The organism is Pseudomonas parakoreensis (genome assembly GCF_021602155.1).
GTDB lineage: Bacteria > Pseudomonadota > Gammaproteobacteria > Pseudomonadales > Pseudomonadaceae > Aquipseudomonas > Aquipseudomonas parakoreensis.
In genome coordinates, this window is the sequence record NZ_BQHY01000008.1 from 192,900 (window position 1) to 211,909 (window position 19,010).

Below are 19,010 nucleotides of genomic sequence, written 5' to 3' on the forward strand. Positions count from 1 at the left end.
AACCACTCAAGGAATTAAAAAGTGCAACCCAGTCCAAATCCGCTCATCACCAAGGACGACATTCGAAAAATAAAGAACTACATCTCTGCCGCCAAAGCATTGCCACGCAATGTCGAAGATGTAGAACGCCAATTAAAAACCAAACACACCGGCATTACCGGCCTGGAACTTACTGACATTGTTCAGCTTAATCATACGATCATCAACAATGCCAATTCGTGGATCGATATCGAGTATTCGATGAAGCGTGTGGCCGGAAGTCTCTCGACCTTTTCGGAGGACCTGGAAAGTTTTGGTCAGGAAATTATCGACGCCATCGTGACGATGCCGGGCTACATAAATTACCTGGGCACCATCGACTCGCTGAGCGAAGAAGAAATAACCAGACTCCCGCCACTGGAGATCGGCACGGCAGAAAAGAATCGATTTGGCTCCATTCAGGAATCTCTCGCATTCATTGCAAGATCGATCAGCGAGAAGCAGCTCAGCAGTCTGGATGTCAGCGAACGTTTGAAGTATTTCAGGACCGACCTTAACGACAACGTTGCCGTGAGTATTGGCGAAAAACTACGTTTGGCCGGCGATGCGCAACTCAACCGACAACTGACCGAATTGAACGTTTCGATTGATCGGGCGAACAAACTCATACAGGAAAAAACCCGCGAGACGGCGCCGGATTTTTTTGATCACATTCTTGGTTTTTTCACCGCTTACCAAGGCGGCCCCCTCGGCTCGAGCGTTTATTACAAAACGCTCGAACTTCAGCAGAGTACCCATTTACGCCCATTGATCGCCCAGCGAGATCAACTCGCGGAGCAGATCAAACAAACCAACATCCTGGCCGGCACGCTTCTGGAATTCCAGTCGGGTCTGGACAGCATGTCGCTGTATGTCGAAGGAGCCATCCAGAGTACCTCGCAACTGGAGACGCTATGGATCTCCATTACTGACTACATCAATGCTTCGCAAAATAAAGTCATGGGTATGCACGAATTTCTGACCCTCAGAAGTTTTGTCTCCAGTTTCAAGATTGTTATTAAAAACTGGAAAACCGTTCAAGCCAACGCGAATCAACTCATCCACGCATTCGACTGACACCATCCAATCATTCAGGAAATATTCATCATGACCAACCTTATTTACGCCCAGCCTGACCTCGGCCGTATTCAAGAAAGCCGCGAGGCAATTCGTTATCAAGCGCTCGTTGGCTCTGCCAACCTGTATATCAAAGCCTTGAGCGATGAGTTGATCGCTTTGAATGCCGCCGTCAGCGACCTTGATCTTACGGCCGCGAATATCTTCACTTCGGCAATTACAGCGCTGGAGACCGACGACCTGAACGAAAACCTGCAGGCACTGGCCAGCCTCAACGCCAGTGAACCGAGTGCTCAGGTTGAAAAAGCACGCCAGCAGTATTCGCACATCGTCACGCAACTGATCAAGCTATGCGCTGAACACATGACCAGGTTGCACGCTTCACTGCACAACGGTGTGTTCGGCGTGCAGAGCATCGCCATCAGCAACAATCGTTTCCGACTTGAAGAATTGGCTGCGGCCAAAATCAGTCTGACCCAAGAGTACGACGCCGAGAAAATCCCGCTGGCCGAATTGAAAGACGATGAAACCGTTCTGAATCTGGCCATTGCCGAGTTCGAAAAGCTGACATTCATTGATCGAATCAAGCCATTGCTTGAACAACTGAAGGCGATCATCGGCAACAAACCGACAACCCCTGAGGCGGCGGCGCTGGAGGCCGGACTGATTATCGCCAACAAGTTTCTCGACGAAGCCAACGAGCTGATCAAATACAAGGATCTGATCAAGGCGCGTCAGATCATCCAGACGCGCCTTGCACAACGCGAGGAGCGCGTGGCGTCGCTGGCCAGGCAACTGCGCGACAACGACGACAAGACCCGCCAGTTGAAAGATACCCAGAAGGTTGTGCCACACCAGCAAACCTATGTCAGTGAGGCCGGCAAACTGACGGCTGCGTTTTCCGCGTTTCTCGGTGCGGTCACGGCTGTGCCGAATGAAGACGTTCTGCGGCGTGGCGAACGATTGCTGGAACACAGCCAGTCCCTGCGCAATTACCTGATACCGCTGCAGGGACGCTGGTTACGCGGGTGATCGAAGGCGCCTGCCCTCGATTACTGATGGAGAGCAGGCGCCTCGGCGTCAAGGGCCGCCAGACGCTGACGGTACTCGGCGCCCATGGCGCGTATCTGCGGATGCGCGGATGCCAGCAGCGATTCGCCGCTGACGCGCAGGAACTTCACATTGCCGAGCCATAAAGCCTTGCGCAGCCATTGCAGCGCCTCTTCGATTCGCCCCGCTTGCGCCAGGATCGCGGCGTGACTGAACTGCCCGCGAAAATCCCCACCCTCGGCGGAGCGTCGATACCAGTCGTGTGCTGCTGGCAGATCCATCGGGCCTGCCCGCCCTTCCTCCAGATACCGTCCCAGCAGGTTCATTGACTTCGCATGACCCGCTTCAGCGGCGCGCCGATACAACGCCAATGCCTGACGCTGATCGACCATGACACCGCGCCCGGTCGCCAGCAGATTGGCGAGGTTGTACATCGCCCAATCCAGCCCCGCGTCAGCGGCGATTCGATAATGCTGCGCGGCAATCGCGGCATTCGCGACGCATCCCCAGCCATGCTCATGACAACGGCCCAGCATGTTGCGCGCCATCAAGTGCCCTTGCCTGGCGGCGATGGCGAACCAGCGCAGTGCCAACGTTTGATCCTGAGCAATGCCACGGCCATCGAGCAGGATCTGCCCGAGCAACGCCTGCGCTTCAACAATGCCCTGGCCGGCGGCGAGCAGAATCGCCTGCGCCGCACGCGCCGGACTTTCTTCGAGCATGGCGCTGAGCTGCGCAACGTCGAGCACTTCCTCGCGCCGAAGTTGAAAACTCATACGTCAACCCAGCGCCGCAGCAGGTTGTGATAGGTGCCGGTCAGGCGAATCAGCGACGGGTGATCAGGCATGTCCTGAGTGAGCTGCTGGATCGCCCCGTCCATCTCGAACAGCAAGGCGCGCTGGCTGTCTTCGCGCACCAGACTCTGCGTCCAGAAGAACGACGCATAACGCGCGCCACGGCTGACGGCGTTGACCTTGTGCAGGCTGGTGCCGGGGTACAGCACCATGTCGCCGGCGGGCAGTTTCACCCGTTGCGTGCCAAAGGTGTCCTGAATCTCCAGTTCGCCGCCGTCGTAATCCTCGGGCTCACTGAAAAACAGCGTGGCCGACAGATCGGTGCGCACCCGCTCGATGCTGCCTTTGGGCTGACGCACGGCGTTGTCGATGTGAAAGTCGAAACTGCCGCCCGCCGTGTAGCAGTTGAGTAACGGCGGGAATACTTTGTGCGGCAGCGCAGCGGACATGAACTGCGGATTTTTCCACAGCCGCTCGAGCATCGCGGCACCGATTTCCTTGGCCAGCGGATGGCCTTCCGGCAGTTGCAGATTGTGCTTGGCCTTGGCCGACTGATAGCCGGCGGTGATTTTGCCATCGGCCCAATCCGCCTGCTCCAGCGCCTCGCGGATGCGCTGCACTTCTTCTTTGCCGAACAGGCCGGGGATGTGCAACAGCATGGCGATCGTACCTGATGGTAAAGGGGTGCCAATGGTATTGATTCTTATTGGCTGTGTAAAACCCGCGTGACGGATGAACCGGTAAAAACCGTAAGGTTAAATTGTAAAGAATGTAAATTCGTCGCGAATAACAATGTTTCGCAATTGATACGAATACCTGTTTACCCTATATTCCGCGACCTCAAATCCTTGGGGAGGGGAATAAAAATGTCACGTCAACACGCACAATTGCCGGTCAGTTCACCACGCCTGCTCGCTTCGGCCATTGGTGTCGCCATCACCGCCGGTTCCGCTGGCCACATGGTCTTCGCCGCAGAAAAGACCGACAGCAAAGCCTCCGGCAATGCCATCGCCCTGGACGCTACCGCCATCACCGGCGAAGCGCAGGACTCGACGTCCTACCAGGTCGAAAAAGCCTCCTCGCCCAAGTACACCGCGCCGCTGGTCGATACCCCGCGCTCGGTCACCGTCATCCCGCAACAAGTGCTCAAAGACACCGGCGCCCTGAACATGCAGGACGCGCTGCGCACCGTGCCGGGCATCACCTTCGGTGCCGGTGAAGGCGGCAACCCGCAGGGTGACCGTCCGTTCATCCGCGGCTTCGACGCTCAAGGCGACACCTACCTCGACGGCGTGCGCGACACCGGTTCGCAGAGCCGCGAAATCTTCGCTGTGGAGAACATTGAAGTCAGCAAAGGCCCGAACTCGGCCATCGGCGGTCGTGGCGCAGCCGGCGGCAGCATCAACCTGGTGAGCAAAAAAGCACACCTGGGCAACTCGTTCGACGGTGGTTTCACCTGGGGTTCCGACCAGACCCAGCGATACACCCTGGATGGCAACTACCAGTTCAGCGACACCGCTGCCGGCCGCCTGAACCTGATGAGCCACGAGAGCAATGTCGCCGGTCGCGACAAGGTCGACTACGACCGTTGGGGTATCGCGCCGTCCCTGGCGTTTGGTCTGGGCACCGACACCCGGGTCAACCTCGACTACTACCATCTGGAAAGCAACGACACCCCGGACTCGGGCATTCCTTACACCATTCCGGCCGGTGGTTCGGCGGCACGTACCAAGTCCAACCCCGACAAGCCGTACGCCGGTGGCGATCACAGCAATTTCTACGGTCTGGATCGGGACTTCCGCAAGGGCCGCACCGACACCGCGACTTTCGCCATCGAGCATGACCTGAGCGACTCGCTGACCATCAAGAACACCCTGCGGCACGGCACCAGCATGCAGGATTACATCCTGACTCAGCCGGACGACAGCAAGGGCAACGTCAACAATGGCAGCGTCTGGCGCCGTGCCAACACGCGGGTCAGCAACACCGAGACCACCACCAATCAGACTGATCTGTTCGGCAATTTCTATGTCGCCGGTTTCAAGAACAGCTTCTCCACCGGTGTCGAATACACCCGCGAGGAAGGCCAGAAATCCTCGTACAACGTCAACACTGACACCACGCCGCGCACCAGCGCCGCGACCACCAATTGCACCCCGTCGATGATTGGCGCATCGAGCGGCTACAACTGCACCTCGCTGTCGAATCCGAACCCTAACGATCCGTGGAACGGCGCGATCTCGCGCAACTACGCCGGCACCGACACCAAGGCCAACACCTATGCGCTGTATTCGTTCGACACCCTGGAGTTGTCCGAGCAGTGGCTGGTGAACATGGGCCTGCGTTACGACCACTTCGATACCGACTACAAGACCTACAACAAAGCAGGCACCACCACTTCCAAGGGTGATGACACCAGCGAGTTCGTCACCGGTCAGTTCGGCGTGGTCTACAAACCGGCACCAAACGGCAGCATCTACGCCTCCTACGCAACCTCCGCGACGCCACCGGGCAACACCCTCGGCGAAGGCCAGGAAGGCAACCCGCTGGGCGGCACTCCGGACCGCAATGGCAACCTGCTCAAGAGCGACATGGAGCCGGAAACCACCAAGAACTACGAAATCGGTACCAAGTGGGATCTGCTGAACGATCGCCTGTCGCTGACCGCTGACATCTTCCGCACCGAGAAAGAAAACGCTCGCGTACAAGTCGACACCACCTCGTACGAAAACGCCGGCAAGACCCGCGTGCAAGGTATCGAGCTGTCGGCCAGCGGCAAGATCACCGACAAGTGGCAAGTATTCGCTGGCTACGCCTACATGGACAGCGAACAGGTGGACGGTGGCGACCTGCCGGCCAACAAGGCCAACAACGGTAACGAGTTGCCGAACACGCCGAAAAACAGCGCCAGCCTGTGGACCACTTACCAAGTCACGCCGAAGCTGACCCTCGGTGGCGGCGCGTTCTACGTCGACGACGTCTACGGCAGCGTGGCCAACACCACGATGGTCGATTCCTATGTCCGTTACGACGCGATGGCCGCCTACAAGCTGAGCAAGAACGTCGACCTGCAACTCAACGTGCAGAACCTGACCAACGAGGTCTACTACGACAAAGCCTTCTCGACCCACTTCGCCAACCAGGCGGCGGGCCGTACTGCATTGTTGAGCACCAACTTCCACTTCTGACCGATGTGGAAACCTGTGGGAGCGAGCCTGCTCGCGAAAGCGGTGGGTCAGTCAAGTAGAGGCTGACTGACACGACGTCTTCGCGAGCAGGCTCGCTCCCACAAGGTATGCGCCGCAAGGCTTGGCCCCGTTCATCGACTGAACGGGGCCTTTGTGCGTAATCAAAGAAGCTCTCGACAACCCACGGCATAATGCGCGCCGTGATGACAATTTTCGAACGGACAAGGCGAGCGACGTGTTGAAGAAAACCCTGTTCCAGTTGCACTGGTTTTTCGGCATCACTGCCGGGCTGGTGCTGGCCCTGATGGGCATTACCGGTGCCGCCTACTCGTTCCAGGACGAAATCCTGCGGGCGCTGAACCCGTCGGTGTTGCAGGTGGAAAAACAGGTCGCTGGCGTCCTGCCCCCGGTCGAGCTGGTGGAACACATCGAAGCAAGCTCCGGCAAGAAAGTCGCGATGCTCTGGGTCGAAACCGACAGCGGCAACGCCGCACGTGTCTACTTCACCCCGCCCAAAGGCGAACGTCGCGGCGAGATGCGCTACTTCGATCCGTACACCGGCGAGTTCATGGGCGACGCTGTGGGCCAGGACTTTTTCGGTCTGATGCTGCAACTGCACCGCTTTCTCGCCATGGGCGATACCGGGCGCAACATCACCGGCGCCTGCACCTTGATCCTGGTGTTCTTCTGCCTCTCCGGGCTGTACCTGCGCTGGCCGCGCCAGTGGAACAGCTGGCGCGTGTGGCTGACCCTCGACTGGCAGAAAAAGGGCCGCAGCTTCAACTGGGATTTGCACTCGGTGGCCGGCACCTGGTGCCTGCTGGTGTATCTGCTGCTGGCGTTGACCGGGTTGTCCTGGTCGTACGAGTGGTACAACAAAGGCCTGACCAGACTGCTTTCCGATGCGCCGCAAAACGAACGCATGCGCGGCGGTCGTGGCCCGGCGCCGGAAGGCCCGGCACCGACGGCCGACTACGCGGCGATGTGGAGCAGCATCTATAGCGCTGCCGGCCCGGGCCTGTCGGCGTATAACATCCGCATGCCGCCAGTGGCCGGGCAACCGGCGACCGTGTTCTACCTGCTCGACAGCTCGCCGCATGATCGCGCGCTGAACCAGATCACCCTCGACCCGGCCACCGGCGTGGTCAAACGTGTCGACCGCTACGCCGACAAGAGCTTCAAAGCGCAGCTGTTGACCAGCATTTACGCGCTGCACGTCGGCAGCTATTTCGGTCTGGCCGGACGGATCATCGTCACCCTCGCGGCGGTGTGCATGCCGCTGTTTTTCATCACCGGATGGCTGCTGTATCTGGACCGCCGGCGCAAGAAAAAACAGATTCAGGACGCACGCAAAGGTCTTCAGACTCCGGCCGGCGATGCACCGGCATGGTTGGTGGGTTTTGCCACTCAGAGTGGTTTTGCCGAACAACTGGCCTGGCAGACCGCCGGGCAATTACAGGCCGCCGGGTTGCCGGTGAAGGTGCAGCCGCTGGCGGACGTCAGCGCCGAGGATCTGCGCGAATCGAGCAATGCGTTGTTCGTGGTCAGCACGTTCGGCGACGGCGAAGCACCGGACAGCGCGCGCGGTTTCGAACGCAAAGTGCTGCGCACCGCTGCCAGCTTCGACGGCCTGAACTATGCGGTGCTGGGCCTCGGCGATCGCCAGTACCCACAATTCTGCGGCTTCGCCCGACGCCTGCATCAGTGGCTTGACGATCACGGCGGCAAGACCCTGTTCGCTCCGGTGGAAGTCGACAGCGGCGACCCGTACGCCCTGCGTCACTGGCAGACGCAGCTCGGCCTGATCACCGGGCAAGCGCCGGTCGACACCTGGCAAGCGCCGAGCTACGACAACTGGACGCTGGTCAGCCGCGAACTGATGAACCCCGACAGCAGCGGCGCGCCGATTTACCTGTTGGGCCTGAAGGCGCCGAGTACCAGCAGCTGGCTGGCCGGGGATCTGGTAGAGGTGCTGCCACGCAATTGCGCGTGGGCGGTCGAACATTTCCTCGACGGCCTCGGCATTCGCGGCGAAACCCGCGTGACGATCAACGGCCTGGAAGAGCCGCTGGAAGTCGCCCTCGCCTCGCGCCAACTGCCCGAGCATCGTGCGCATCTGGTTGGCTTGCATGCGCAAGCGCTGGTGGATGCGATGGTGCCGCTGGCGATGCGCGAGTACTCGATTGCCTCGATTGCCGCTGACGGTGTGCTGGAGTTGATCGTGCGCCAGGAGCAGCACAGCGATGGCAGCCTGGGCATCGGTTCCGGTTGGCTGACCGAGCATGCTCCGGTCGGCGGCAGCATCAGCCTGCGTGTACGTCGCAACAGTGGCTTCCACCTGCCAAACGAACCGGTGCCGATGATTCTGCTGGGCAACGGCACCGGCCTCGCCGGGCTGCGCAGCCTGCTCAAGGCACGCATCGCCGACGGTCAGCAGCGTCACTGGCTGCTGTTCGGCGAGCGCAATCGCGAGCATGATTTCCTCTGCCGCGCGGAGCTGGAAGAGTGGTTGATCAATGGCGATCTGGCGCGACTCGATCTGGCGTTTTCACGGGATCAGGCGCAGAAGATTTACGTGCAGGATCGCCTGCGTGAATCCGCTGATGAGCTGAAGAAGTGGCTGGCCGACGGTGCGGTGATCTACATCTGCGGCAGCCTTCAGGGCATGGCCGCCGGCGTCGATCAGGCACTCAACGACATCCTCGGCAGCGCCGAAGTCGAACGCCTGATCGAACAGGGCCGCTACCGCCGCGACGTGTACTGACACTACTCATACCCCATGTGGGAGCGAGCTTGCTCGCGAAGGCGTCGTGCCAGTCGGCCTAATTGTCAACTGATCCACCGCTTTCGCGAGCAAGCTCGCTCCCACAAGGAAATTGCAGTGCCTGTGAAATCAGACAGGCTGCAACTTCTGCTCGAAAACCGCCACCCCATTCAAATCCCGCAACACCACACTCATCTCCCCGCTCTGCCCTTCGATATTCACCTCGCCAAAAAACTGAAACCCGGCAAACGGTGAAGCGTTCTGCGTCGGTGGTGCTTTCTGGAACACCACCTCCGGGCCGAAGGTCTTGTCCAGCGGATTGGGCCCGAAACTGCCGGCATTCAGCGGCCCGGCGACAAACTCCCAGAACGGTTCGAAATCCTGAAACGCCGCGCGATCCGGGTGGTAATGATGCGCCGCGCAGTAATGCACGTCCGCGGTCAGAAACACGAAATTGCGCACGTGCTGCGCCCGCAGAAAACCGAGCAGTTCGGCGACTTCCAGTTCACGCCCTTGCGCCGGGCCGGGATCACCGTTGGCCACCGCTTCCCAGCGTGCGACGCCCGGGCTGACCTCGCCGTCGGGCACGCCGAGGCCGATCGGCATGTCGGCGGCGATCACCTTCCACTGTGCCTTGGAGTGCTTCAAGCCGCGCTTGAGCCAGTCCAGTTGTTCACGTCCCAAAAACGGTTTGGCCGCGCCAAGGTTGTCGTCGTTGGCCCCGCGATAGCTGCGCATGTCGAGCACGAACACGTCGAGCATCGGCCCGTAGCTGAGCTTGCGATAAATCCGCCCGCCGCCATCGGCCGCCTGCAAACGCATCGGCGAATATTCCAGCCAGGCCTTGCGCGCACGGCCGACCAGGGTGTGGATATCTTTCTCTTGATAACGCTCGTCGAGCTGCTTGCCCGGCGACCAGTTGTTGACCACTTCGTGGTCGTCCCACTGCCAGATCTGCGGTACTTCGGCATTGAAGCGGCGGATGTTTTCATCCATCAGGTTGTAGCGGTAATTGCCGCGATAGTCGTCAAGGGTCTGCGCCACTTTGCTCTTGGCTTCGGTGGTGAGGTTGCGCCAGATCCGCCCGCCTTCGGTGGTCACTTGCGCCGGCACCGGGCCGTCGGCGTAGATGGTGTCGCCGCTGTGGATAAAGAAGTCCGGCAGGCGCAAGCGCATGGATTCGTAGATGCGCATGCCACCGATGTCCGGGTTGATGCCAAAGCCCTGGCCGACCGTGTCACCGCTCCAGACGAAACGGATGTTGCGTCGCGCCTTCGGTGCGCTGCGCAAATGGCCGAGCCACGGTTCGCTGGCGACGCCGGATTGCGCGTCCTTGAAATACACCCGATAGAAAATCGCCTGATCGGCGGGCAGCCCGGTCAGCTCAACCCGGGCGGTGAAGTCGGTGCGCGCATCGGCCAGTGGCGAGACGACACGGCGCGGGTGGCGAAACTGGCTGCGGGTGTCCCACTCGACCACCATCCGCGCCGGACGGTCGCTGCGGCTCCAGATCATCGCGCGGTCGCCTTGCAGGTCGCCGGACTGCACGCCGTCGGTGAGTTGCGGCCGATCCTTGACCGACGCGATCACTGCCGGCGCCAGCCCCGGCATCAGCAGCCCGGCACCGACAACCTGCATGACCCGTCGGCGACCAACGTTGAAATCGCTCATGCGTGTTCTCCCTGAAAAAAGGAAAACTTAAGCACGGGATCATGAATCCGGCATGACACAAACAAAGATCGCAGCCTGCGGCAGCTCCTACAGAGAACCTCGATCCCCTGTAGGAGCTGCCGAAGGCTGCGATCTTTTGCCCTTAAGCTTTTACCGGTTCCAGCGCCAACTCAACGGCTTCCGGACGCTTGACCGTCGCATAGACAACAGCCGTCAACAAACTCCCCGCAACAATCGCCAGCAGATACAACAACGCATGATTGATCGCATTGGGGATCGCCAGCACAAACAAGCCACCATGCGGCGCCATCAGTTTGCAGCCGAAGTACATCGACAACGCGCCGGTCAATGCACCGCCGGCGATGCTCGCCGGGATCACCCGCAGCGGGTCTTTGGCAGCAAACGGAATTGCCCCTTCAGAGATAAAGCACAGCCCCAGCACCAGCGCCGCTTTACCGGCCTCGCGCTCGGTCTGGGCGAACTTGCGGCGAGCGATGAAGGTGGCGATGCCCAGCCCGATGGGCGGCACCATGCCGGCAGCCATGGTCGCGGCCATCGGTGAATAACTCTGCGAAGCCAGCAGCCCCACCGAGAAGGCATACGCGGCTTTGTTGATCGGTCCGCCGAGGTCGACGCACATCATGCCGCCGAGCAACACCCCGAGCAGGATCGCGTTGGTGGTGCCCATGCTGTCGAGGAAATGCGTCAGCGCCGCGAGCATCCCGGCGACCGGTTTACCCACCACGTAGATCATCACCAGACCGGTGAACAGGCTGGCGAACAACGGAATGATCAGAATCGGTTTCAGCGCTTCCAGACTCTGCGGCAACGCCACATAACGACTGATGGCCTTGGCCGCATAACCAGCGATGAAACCGGCGACGATCCCGCCGATAAACCCGGCGCCCAATGTGCTGGCAAGCAAACCACCAATCATCCCCGGTGCCAGGCCCGGACGGTCGGCGATCGAGTAGGCGATGTAACCGGCGAGCAGCGGCACCATCAGCTTGAACGCGGTCTCGCCGCCGATCTGCATCAGCGCTGCCGCCAGCGTGCCTTCTTCCTTGAACGCGGTGATGCCGAAGACGAACGACAGCGCGATCATCAGACCACCGGCCACCACCATCGGCAGCATGAACGAGACACCGGTCAGCAGGTGTTTGTAAACGCCGGTTTTCTCTTGTTTGGTTGGCGCCTTGCCGTCGCTCGCAGCGCTTTCCACCTGAGCTTCGGCGAGGGCTTTTTTCAGTGTGGCTTCGGATTGCTTGAGCGCAATGCCGGTGCCGCAGCGGTAGATTTTCTTGCCGGCAAAACGCTCGGTGGCGACTTCGATGTCCGCCGCCAGCAACACCACATCAGCCTCGGCTATCGCCGCCGCGCTGAGCGGGGTTTTCGCACCGACCGAACCCTGGGTTTCGACGTGCAGTTCATAGCCCAGACGCTTGGCCGTCTGCTGCAACGCCTCGGCCGCCATGAAAGTGTGGGCAACACCGGTCGGGCAGGCGGTGATAGCGACGATGCGCGGCGCACGTGGCGCAGCGGCAACGGGGACGGCTTCGCTAGCGACGTAAACCTCGGCCTCTTGCGCACCGCGACGCAGCACCGCTTCGACATCTTGCAGCGCTTGCGCCGGGGCGATGCGGAACACGCGCTTGCCGACAAAACGCGTCATGTCGATGTCACCGGTGGCCACCAGCAGCACCCACTCCGCCGCCTCAATGGTGGCGGCCGACAGTTCACGTTCCGGATGCGCCGCATCGACCACTTCAACGCTAGTGCTCCAGCCCTGACGCTGGGCCGCCGCGTCGAGCAGACGGGCGCACAGCACACTGGTGACCATGCCGTTCGGGCAGGCCGTGACAATGGCTAATTTCATGACAAACCCTCTTATTGTTCTGTCAGGGGACGCACGCGCACGCCCTGTTCGAGCCGCGCCAGTTGCGCCGCATCGTTGATGCCGAAACCGATTTGCGTCACCGCCATCGCGGCAATCGCCGTGGCCGTGCGCAGGGTCTGCTCGGGCGTGTCGGCACTGAGCAGACCGTGGAGCATGCCGGCCAGCAGCGAGTCGCCGGCCCCTACCGTGCTGGCGACCGTAACCTTCGGCGGCGTGGCATGCAGCGCCGAGCCGACACTGAACCAGTTCACACCGTCGGCACCGTGGGAGATCACCACATGCTCGATGCCTTTGGCATGCAGGCACGCCGCTGCCTGGGCTTCGGCGGTGTGCGAGACCACATCGCAATCGAGCGCATCGGCGAGTTCTTCGGTGTTCGGCTTGATCAGCCACGGGCGCGCTTCAATGGCCGCGCGCAAGGCTTCGCCGCTGCTGTCGAGGGCGACTTTCAGGCCGAGGCCGTTCAGGCGTTCGATCAGCTCGCGCAACCACTGCGCGCTGACGCCACGCGGCAGACTGCCGGCGACCACCACCGCGTCATGCCCCGGAGCAATCTGCAGCAGACGCTCAAGCAACGCTTGCTGCGCCGCGGCGTCGACCACCGGTCCCGGACCGTTGATGTCGGTGATGCGCCCGTCGTGCTCGGCGACCTTGATGTTGCTGCGCGTCTCCCCCGGCACGCGGATGAAGGCGTCGACAAAACCGCGCTTGGCAAACAGGGTTTCGAAAGCCTGCAGATTGTCTTCGCCGAGAAAGCCGCTGACCGTCAGTTGATGCCCGAGGTCTGCGAGTACCTGGGCGACGTTCACGCCCTTGCCGGCGGCATGGGTGTGCATCTCGTCGCTGCGGTTGACCTGACCGGCCTCCAGGCGTGACAGCTCAACCGTGAGGTCCAGCGCCGGGTTGAGGGTCAGGGTGAGAATCTTGGCCATTACAGGGCCTCCACTAATGCACGCACTTCGTTCGCGCTGCCCACGGTGAGGGCTTGTTGAGCAAGGGTTTGCGCCTGGTTCAGGCTGAGTTCGCGGATGCGCGCCTTGACCTCGGCGATGCTGCGCCCGGACACGCTCAGCTCATCGACACCGAGGCCGACCAGCACCGGCACCGCCAGCGGATCCGCCGCCAGTTCGCCGCACACACCGACCCATTTGCCATGGGCATGCGCGGCGCGCACGGTGATGTCGATCAGCTGCAGCACCGCCGGGTGCAGGCCGTCAGCCTGGGCCGAAAGCGTCGGATGACCACGGTCGATGGCCAGGGTGTATTGCGTGAGGTCGTTGGTGCCGACGCTGAAAAAGTCGACTTCCTTGGCCAGCACCGGCGCCAGCAACGCAGCGGACGGCACCTCGATCATGATCCCCAGTTGCAAGTCCGCGACCGGGATTTCCAGGCGCAGGCGTTCGGTCATGTCGCGGGCCTGACGCCATTCTTCAACGCTGCCAACCATCGGGAACATAATCCGCAACGGCCGGTTGTCCGCGGAACGCAGCAAGGCGCGCAACTGCGCTTCCATGACCTGCGGACGCTGCAACGTCAGGCGAATGCCACGCACGCCGAGGAAGGGGTTTTCTTCCTTGGCGATCGGCCAATACGGCAGCGGTTTGTCGCCACCGACATCAAGGGTGCGAACCACCAGCGGCCGACCGGCGAGGCCATCGAGAACGCGGCGGTATTCAGCTTCCTGAGTGGCTTCGTCCGGCGCCTGCGGGTGGGCCATGAAAATCAGTTCGGTGCGCAGCAGGCCGATGCCTTCGGCGCCCTGCTCCACTGCGGCGGTAACTCCGGCGCTTTCACCGATGTTGGCGAACACTTCCACGGCGTGACCGTCAGTGGTGTGCGCCGGCTGATGCCGTTGTTCGGCGGCAGCCTTGAGACGCTGCTCGCGGGTGTCGCGTTCCTCGGCGGCACGTTGCAGGGTCGCGGCATCGGCATCGACGTGCAGGCGACCGCGCTGGCCGTCGAGCAGCAGCGGCGTGCCGGGTTCCAGCAATAACACTGCTGCGCCCGCACCGACCAGCGCCGGAATCCCCAATGCACGGGCGACGATTGCACTGTGCGCCGTGGCGCCACCACGCGCGGTGAGAATCCCGGCCACGCGGGCCGGATCGAGTCGCGCCACGTCCGACGGGCCGACCTCATCCATCACCAGAATGTACGGCTGCTCCGGCTCGTTCGGCGTTTGTACACCGCAAAGTTGCGCCAGCACCCGGCGACCGATGTCCCGCAGGTCCGCCGCCCGCTCGGCGAGCAACGCGTCCTGCAGCGATTCCTGTTGCCTGGCTGCCGCTTCGATCACCGCCATCCACGCCGCTTCGGCGCTTTCGCCTTGCTTGAGGCGAGTGTCGACTTCGTCGGTCAGTTCCGGGTCGTCGAGCATTTCCTGGTGAGTGATGAAAATCTCGCGGATGGCCTTGGCCTTGCTGCGTTCGATCAGGCCCTGAATGTCACGGCGCACGTCGCTCAGAGCTTGCTTGAGGCGTTCGCGCTCGATCGCGGCGGACTCGCCGCGCAACGGGTAATCAATGGCTTGCTGCACCTGAATGTGCGCAGGTCCAATGGCGATGCCCGGCGCGGCAGGGATCGCCTGCAACTGCGCGCCGGACGCCGGGGCGATCAGCACCTCGGCAATATCGGTGATGACTTCGCGTTGCTGACTCACGGCCGGCAGCGGTTCGACTTCTTCACCGAGGCCTTCTTCGATAGCGGCCAGCAATGCAGGCAAGGCATCGGCGGCGATGCTCGGCTCGGCGATCAACTCCAGCACCTGACCACGCCGCGCACCGAGGCTCAGCAGTTTGCTCAGGCTTTTCACCGACACGGCGCTGTCCGCGCTGTCGACGATGCGCACACGGATTTCGCCGTCAAAACTCTTCGCCAGTTGCGCAAGGATCTTCGCCGGACGTGCATGCAGACCGTGGGCATTGGCCAGCGCAATTCGCGCGCTCGGCCAATCGGCGGGCAGTTCGCCGCCGAGCACTTCGAGGACTTTGCGGCTGCTGGTGGCACGGCCCAGCTCATGGCCGCGACCTTCAATCAACAACGCACACAGACGTTCGAGCAGCGCCTGATGCGCCTCACCCAGACTGGCCAGACAGAACAGACCACTGAGCGGCTGACCGAGGTAACGCATCGGCTTGTCCGGGGTGACGAAGGCCAGGCCCGGGCGCTTCACGGTTTGCTCGCTGTGCAGCCACCACAGGCCATCGCCCAGCGGCAGCGCTTCGACTTGCTGCAACACACCGGCAAACCCGTTGCTCACACAATCGGCCTGCCGCAGCAGACGCGCGCCACGCCAGACCAGTTCTTCGAAATCGTCAGCCGACACGCCGAGGCCGATCATCTGCGCATCCAGCGCCAATTCCTGCGGCGCACCTTGCAGCAGTTTCAGCAGCGCTTCCGGCGAGCTGGCGCGTCGCAGGGCCTGACCCAGGTCGGTCTCGCCGAGGGCGCGGGTCAGCAGTTGCAGCAGGCGCAGGTGTTCGTCGGATTTGGCGGCGATGCCGATCGCCAGATACACGATCTGCCATCACCCCAATCCACGCCCTCGGGAAACTGCATCAGCCGCACGCCAGTGGCGAACACCTGATCGCGGGTCTCCGGCGTACCGTGGGGGATGGCAATACCCTGGCCGAGAAAGGTCGAGCCCTGGGCTTCCCGGGCCTGCAAGCCGGCGAGGTAACCGTCGGCGACCAGGCCATCGGCCACCAGATGATTGGCAAGCAATTGCAGGGCGGCGGGTTTATCCACAGCCGATTGGCCCATGGATATCTGCTCTATAGTGAGCTCGAGCATGCGATCTCCTTTTTGGCACATGGATGCGCCAGGATATTGTTTTGAATGGTCACAGCTTAGGCGCTGGTCAGCCTGCTTTTCAGCGGGCATTTTGGCGGTTTCACGGCAGAACCGGCCAAAGGCGTCTAAAACGTAGAAAATACGCTTGCTGAAACGTTTAATCTAGATTGATCGGCACGTTACTCGATAATGTCTCATCCTTGAAGTCCAACTTGTCGGATGCGCTGCGACAATAGTCGCCTGCCTGAATCGGGTAGGATTGGCGAAAATGTCGCGGCAAGCTCGAAAAAACAAGGAAATACCGGGTTGAAACTCAGTGATATCGCGCGGTTGGCCGGAGTGTCCGTGACCACCGCCAGCTACGTCATCAACGGCAAGGCCGAACAGCAACGCATTAGCAACGCCACGGTCGAGCGGGTGCGTGCGGTCGTCGAACAGCACGGCTTCACCCCCAATCCACAAGCGGCCGGGTTGCGCAGTCGGCACACGCGCACGTTGGGCTTTATTCTGCCGGATCTGGAAAACCCCAGTTACGCGCGGATCGCCAAACTGCTCGAGCAAGGCGCGCGCGCGCGGGGTTATCAGTTGCTGATCGCCAGCTCCGACGACGCGCCGGACAGCGAGCGCCAGTTGCTGCAACTGTTCAAGGCGCGCCGCTGCGATGCGCTGATTGTCGCCAGTTGCCTGCCGGCCGGTGACGACAGCTATCGCCAGTTGCAGGCCAAGGGTCTGCCGATCATCGCCATCGACCGGGTCATGGAACCCGAGCACTTCTGCTCGGTGATCAGTGACGACCGCGAAGCCAGCCTGCACCTGACCCAAAGCCTGCTCGACCCGCAGCCGAAACAGATCGTGCTGCTCGGCGCGCGTCCTGAGTTGAGCATCAGTCAGGAACGTGCGGCCGGCTTCAAGCAGGCACTGCTCGACTTCAAAGGCGAAGTGCTGATCGAGCACGCCGAGTCCTTCAGCCGCGAATGCGGCAAGCAACTGATGGAAGAACTCCTGCAACGGCTGGGGCATTTGCCGGATGCACTGGTGACCACCTCCTACGTGCTGCTGCAGGGCGTGTTCGATGCGCTGCATGACTTCCCGCTCAAATCCCGTCCGCTGCGCCTGGGCACCTTCGGTGACACGCAGTTGCTCGACTTCCTGCCATTGCCGGTCAACGCCATGGCCCAGCAACACCAGTTGATCGCCGACAAGGCGCTGGAGCTGGCGTTGGCTGCGGTTGAGCAAGCCGAATACAAGCCTGGCGTGCAGGCCATCGCGCGGACCTTCAAGCAGCGTATTCACCGGGACTGAGCCGTGGAGCTGATCGACAGCCACACCCACCTCGACTTCCCCGACTTCGACGCCGATCGCGCGGCGTTGCTCGCCGAAAGCCGCGCTCTCGGCGTGCGGCGGATGGTGGTGCTGGGGGTTCATCAGGGCAATTGGCAACGGCTGTGGGATCTGGTGCAGAGCGATGCCGACTTGTATGCAGCGTTCGGTCTGCATCCGGTGTACCTCGATCAGCATCGACCCGAAGACCTGCGCGCACTCGGCGACTGGCTGACGCGGCTGCGCGGCCACCGGCAACTGTGTGCGGTGGGCGAGATCGGTCTGGATTATTTCATCGAAACCCTCGACCGCGAACGCCAGCAAGCGCTGTTCGACGCGCAACTGCAACTGGCGGCAGACTTCGATTTGCCGGCGCTGATCCACGTCCGCCGCAGCCACGCAGCCGTAATCGCCACGCTCAAGCGCTTCAAGCTCAAACGCGCCGGGATCATCCACGCCTTCGCCGGCAGCCGTGAAGAGGCACGCGAATACATCAAACTCGGGTTCAAACTGGGTCTGGGCGGCGCGCCGACCTGGCCGCAGGCGTTGCGCATGCATCGGGTGCTGGCGGAGTTGCCACTGGATTCGATCGTGCTCGAGACCGACTCGCCAGACATGGCCCCGGCGATGTTTCCCGGCGTACGCAATACACCGGCACACTTGCCGGCGATCTGTGCGGCGCTCGCCGAGTTGATGAACATCAGCCCGGAACAACTGGCCGCTGCCAGCACTGCCAACAGCTGCGAAGTATTCGGTTGGTAACACGCCTTCTGCAGGAGCTGCGGCACTGCGATCTTTTGCTCCTCGCCCTTAAAACAAGATCAAAAGATCGCAGCCTCGTTTCACTCGGCAGCTCCTACAGTCGGTTTGCATGCGCTCTGGCTGCGTCGAGGATCAGGGTCATGTGCTGACGGTGGTGAAAAAAACGCAGTAGCGCGAAGTACGCGAAAAGCACGATCAGTGACGCATTCAACTGTTCAGTTACGCTGAGCAGGCCGATCCACTCCATGACCAGCGCCACCAGCAATGCGGTGCACACGGTTACCGAGGCGCTGAAGCGCAGCAATCCCAGCGAATCGAGGGACTTGAAGCGTTTGATCTGTTTCGGGCAACGCAACTCCAGAGTTTTCTGGCAGTGCGCGCAAGTGAACGGTTCGTTGATTGCGATGGCGTTGAGTTGCCATGGCTTGAGTAGCTGCGTGGTCTGGCAATGAGCACAACGGCCCTGGACTCCCAGGGTTGCAACGGACATGAGCGGCCTCCTCGACGCAATCAGCGGAACACGGATACTGGCTCATTAATGACGAAAAGCCAGCCGTCGGAAGAAAACAGGAATTGGCTTACACACGTAAGTATCAATGCATTACAAAATGTTCTGACATCTGCCCTGCTCCCCCTGTTGGAATGAGCATGTAGTGAGGGGATTAATCCCCGATGGA

12 protein-coding genes and 1 pseudogene are annotated in these 19,010 nt (G+C 61.3%); 6 read left to right on the forward strand and 7 right to left on the reverse strand.

Annotated elements, in window-relative coordinates; all coding sequences use genetic code 11:
* Window positions 1-21: 21 nt before the first annotated feature.
* Together L6D63_RS14695 and L6D63_RS14700 are read left to right on the forward strand one after the other, a co-directional pair.
* Window positions 22-1,095: an alpha-xenorhabdolysin family binary toxin subunit A gene (locus tag L6D63_RS14695; protein ID WP_131671438.1), complete on the forward strand. Its 1,074-nt coding sequence runs from the start codon at window positions 22-24 to the stop codon at window positions 1,093-1,095.
* Between the two features lie 30 nt (window positions 1,096-1,125).
* On the forward strand, window positions 1,126-2,127 hold the full coding sequence (locus tag L6D63_RS14700) for an alpha-xenorhabdolysin family binary toxin subunit B (protein WP_095667507.1): 1,002 nt from the start codon (window positions 1,126-1,128) through the stop codon (window positions 2,125-2,127).
* 20 nt (window positions 2,128-2,147) lie between these two features.
* Here L6D63_RS14700 and L6D63_RS14705 read toward each other — a convergent pair whose 3' ends face one another.
* Both L6D63_RS14705 and L6D63_RS14710 read right to left on the reverse strand, forming a co-directional pair.
* Window positions 2,148-2,921, reverse strand: coding sequence for a tetratricopeptide repeat protein (locus tag L6D63_RS14705; RefSeq protein WP_131671437.1), 774 nt, complete (start codon window positions 2,919-2,921; stop codon window positions 2,148-2,150).
* Window positions 2,918-3,598, reverse strand: coding sequence for a Fe2+-dependent dioxygenase (locus L6D63_RS14710; RefSeq protein ID WP_047291212.1), 681 nt, complete (start codon window positions 3,596-3,598; stop codon window positions 2,918-2,920). Before L6D63_RS14710 ends, L6D63_RS14705 begins: the two co-directional genes overlap by 4 nt.
* Before the next feature lie 207 nt (window positions 3,599-3,805).
* On the opposite strand from L6D63_RS14710, the gene L6D63_RS14715 reads away from it, so the two are divergent.
* The gene (locus L6D63_RS14715) at window positions 3,806-6,127 is read left to right on the forward strand and encodes a TonB-dependent receptor (RefSeq protein ID WP_131671436.1); all 2,322 of its coding nucleotides are present in this window, start codon (window positions 3,806-3,808) and stop codon (window positions 6,125-6,127) included.
* Window positions 6,128-6,362: 235 nt separating this feature from the next.
* On the forward strand, window positions 6,363-8,891 hold the full coding sequence (locus L6D63_RS14720) for a PepSY domain-containing protein (protein ID WP_131671435.1): 2,529 nt from the start codon (window positions 6,363-6,365) through the stop codon (window positions 8,889-8,891).
* A gap of 129 nt (window positions 8,892-9,020) precedes the next feature.
* Here the strand turns inward: L6D63_RS14720 and L6D63_RS14725 are convergent, their stop codons facing one another.
* The 4 genes and pseudogenes from L6D63_RS14725 to ptsP form a co-directional block, all read right to left on the reverse strand.
* A complete protein-coding gene (locus L6D63_RS14725) occupies window positions 9,021-10,562 on the reverse strand; it encodes an alkaline phosphatase D family protein (protein ID WP_086793722.1) in 1,542 nt (513 codons plus the stop codon).
* 142 nt (window positions 10,563-10,704) lie between these two features.
* Complete coding sequence (locus L6D63_RS14730; protein WP_131671434.1) at window positions 10,705-12,438, reverse strand: PTS fructose-like transporter subunit IIB; 1,734 nt, start codon at window positions 12,436-12,438, stop codon at window positions 10,705-10,707.
* Between the two features lie 11 nt (window positions 12,439-12,449).
* Complete coding sequence (gene pfkB / locus L6D63_RS14735; RefSeq protein WP_131671433.1) at window positions 12,450-13,391, reverse strand: 1-phosphofructokinase; 942 nt, start codon at window positions 13,389-13,391, stop codon at window positions 12,450-12,452.
* Window positions 13,391-16,251: pseudogene (gene ptsP / locus L6D63_RS14740) on the reverse strand (phosphoenolpyruvate--protein phosphotransferase). The gene pfkB and the pseudogene ptsP overlap by 1 nt, the downstream one beginning before the upstream one ends.
* Window positions 16,252-16,557: 306 nt before the next feature.
* Here ptsP and cra point away from each other — a divergent pair.
* Both cra and L6D63_RS14750 read left to right on the forward strand, forming a co-directional pair.
* A complete protein-coding gene (gene cra, locus L6D63_RS14745) occupies window positions 16,558-17,553 on the forward strand; it encodes a catabolite repressor/activator (protein WP_131671431.1) in 996 nt (331 codons plus the stop codon).
* Window positions 17,554-17,556: 3 nt separating this feature from the next.
* Window positions 17,557-18,333, forward strand: a complete 777-nt coding sequence (locus tag L6D63_RS14750) for a TatD family hydrolase (protein WP_047291194.1) — start codon at window positions 17,557-17,559, stop codon at window positions 18,331-18,333.
* Window positions 18,334-18,427: 94 nt separating this feature from the next.
* Here L6D63_RS14750 and L6D63_RS14755 read toward each other — a convergent pair whose 3' ends face one another.
* On the reverse strand, window positions 18,428-18,823 hold the full coding sequence (locus L6D63_RS14755; protein ID WP_047291192.1) for a hypothetical protein: 396 nt from the start codon (window positions 18,821-18,823) through the stop codon (window positions 18,428-18,430).
* Window positions 18,824-19,010 lie beyond the last annotated feature (187 nt).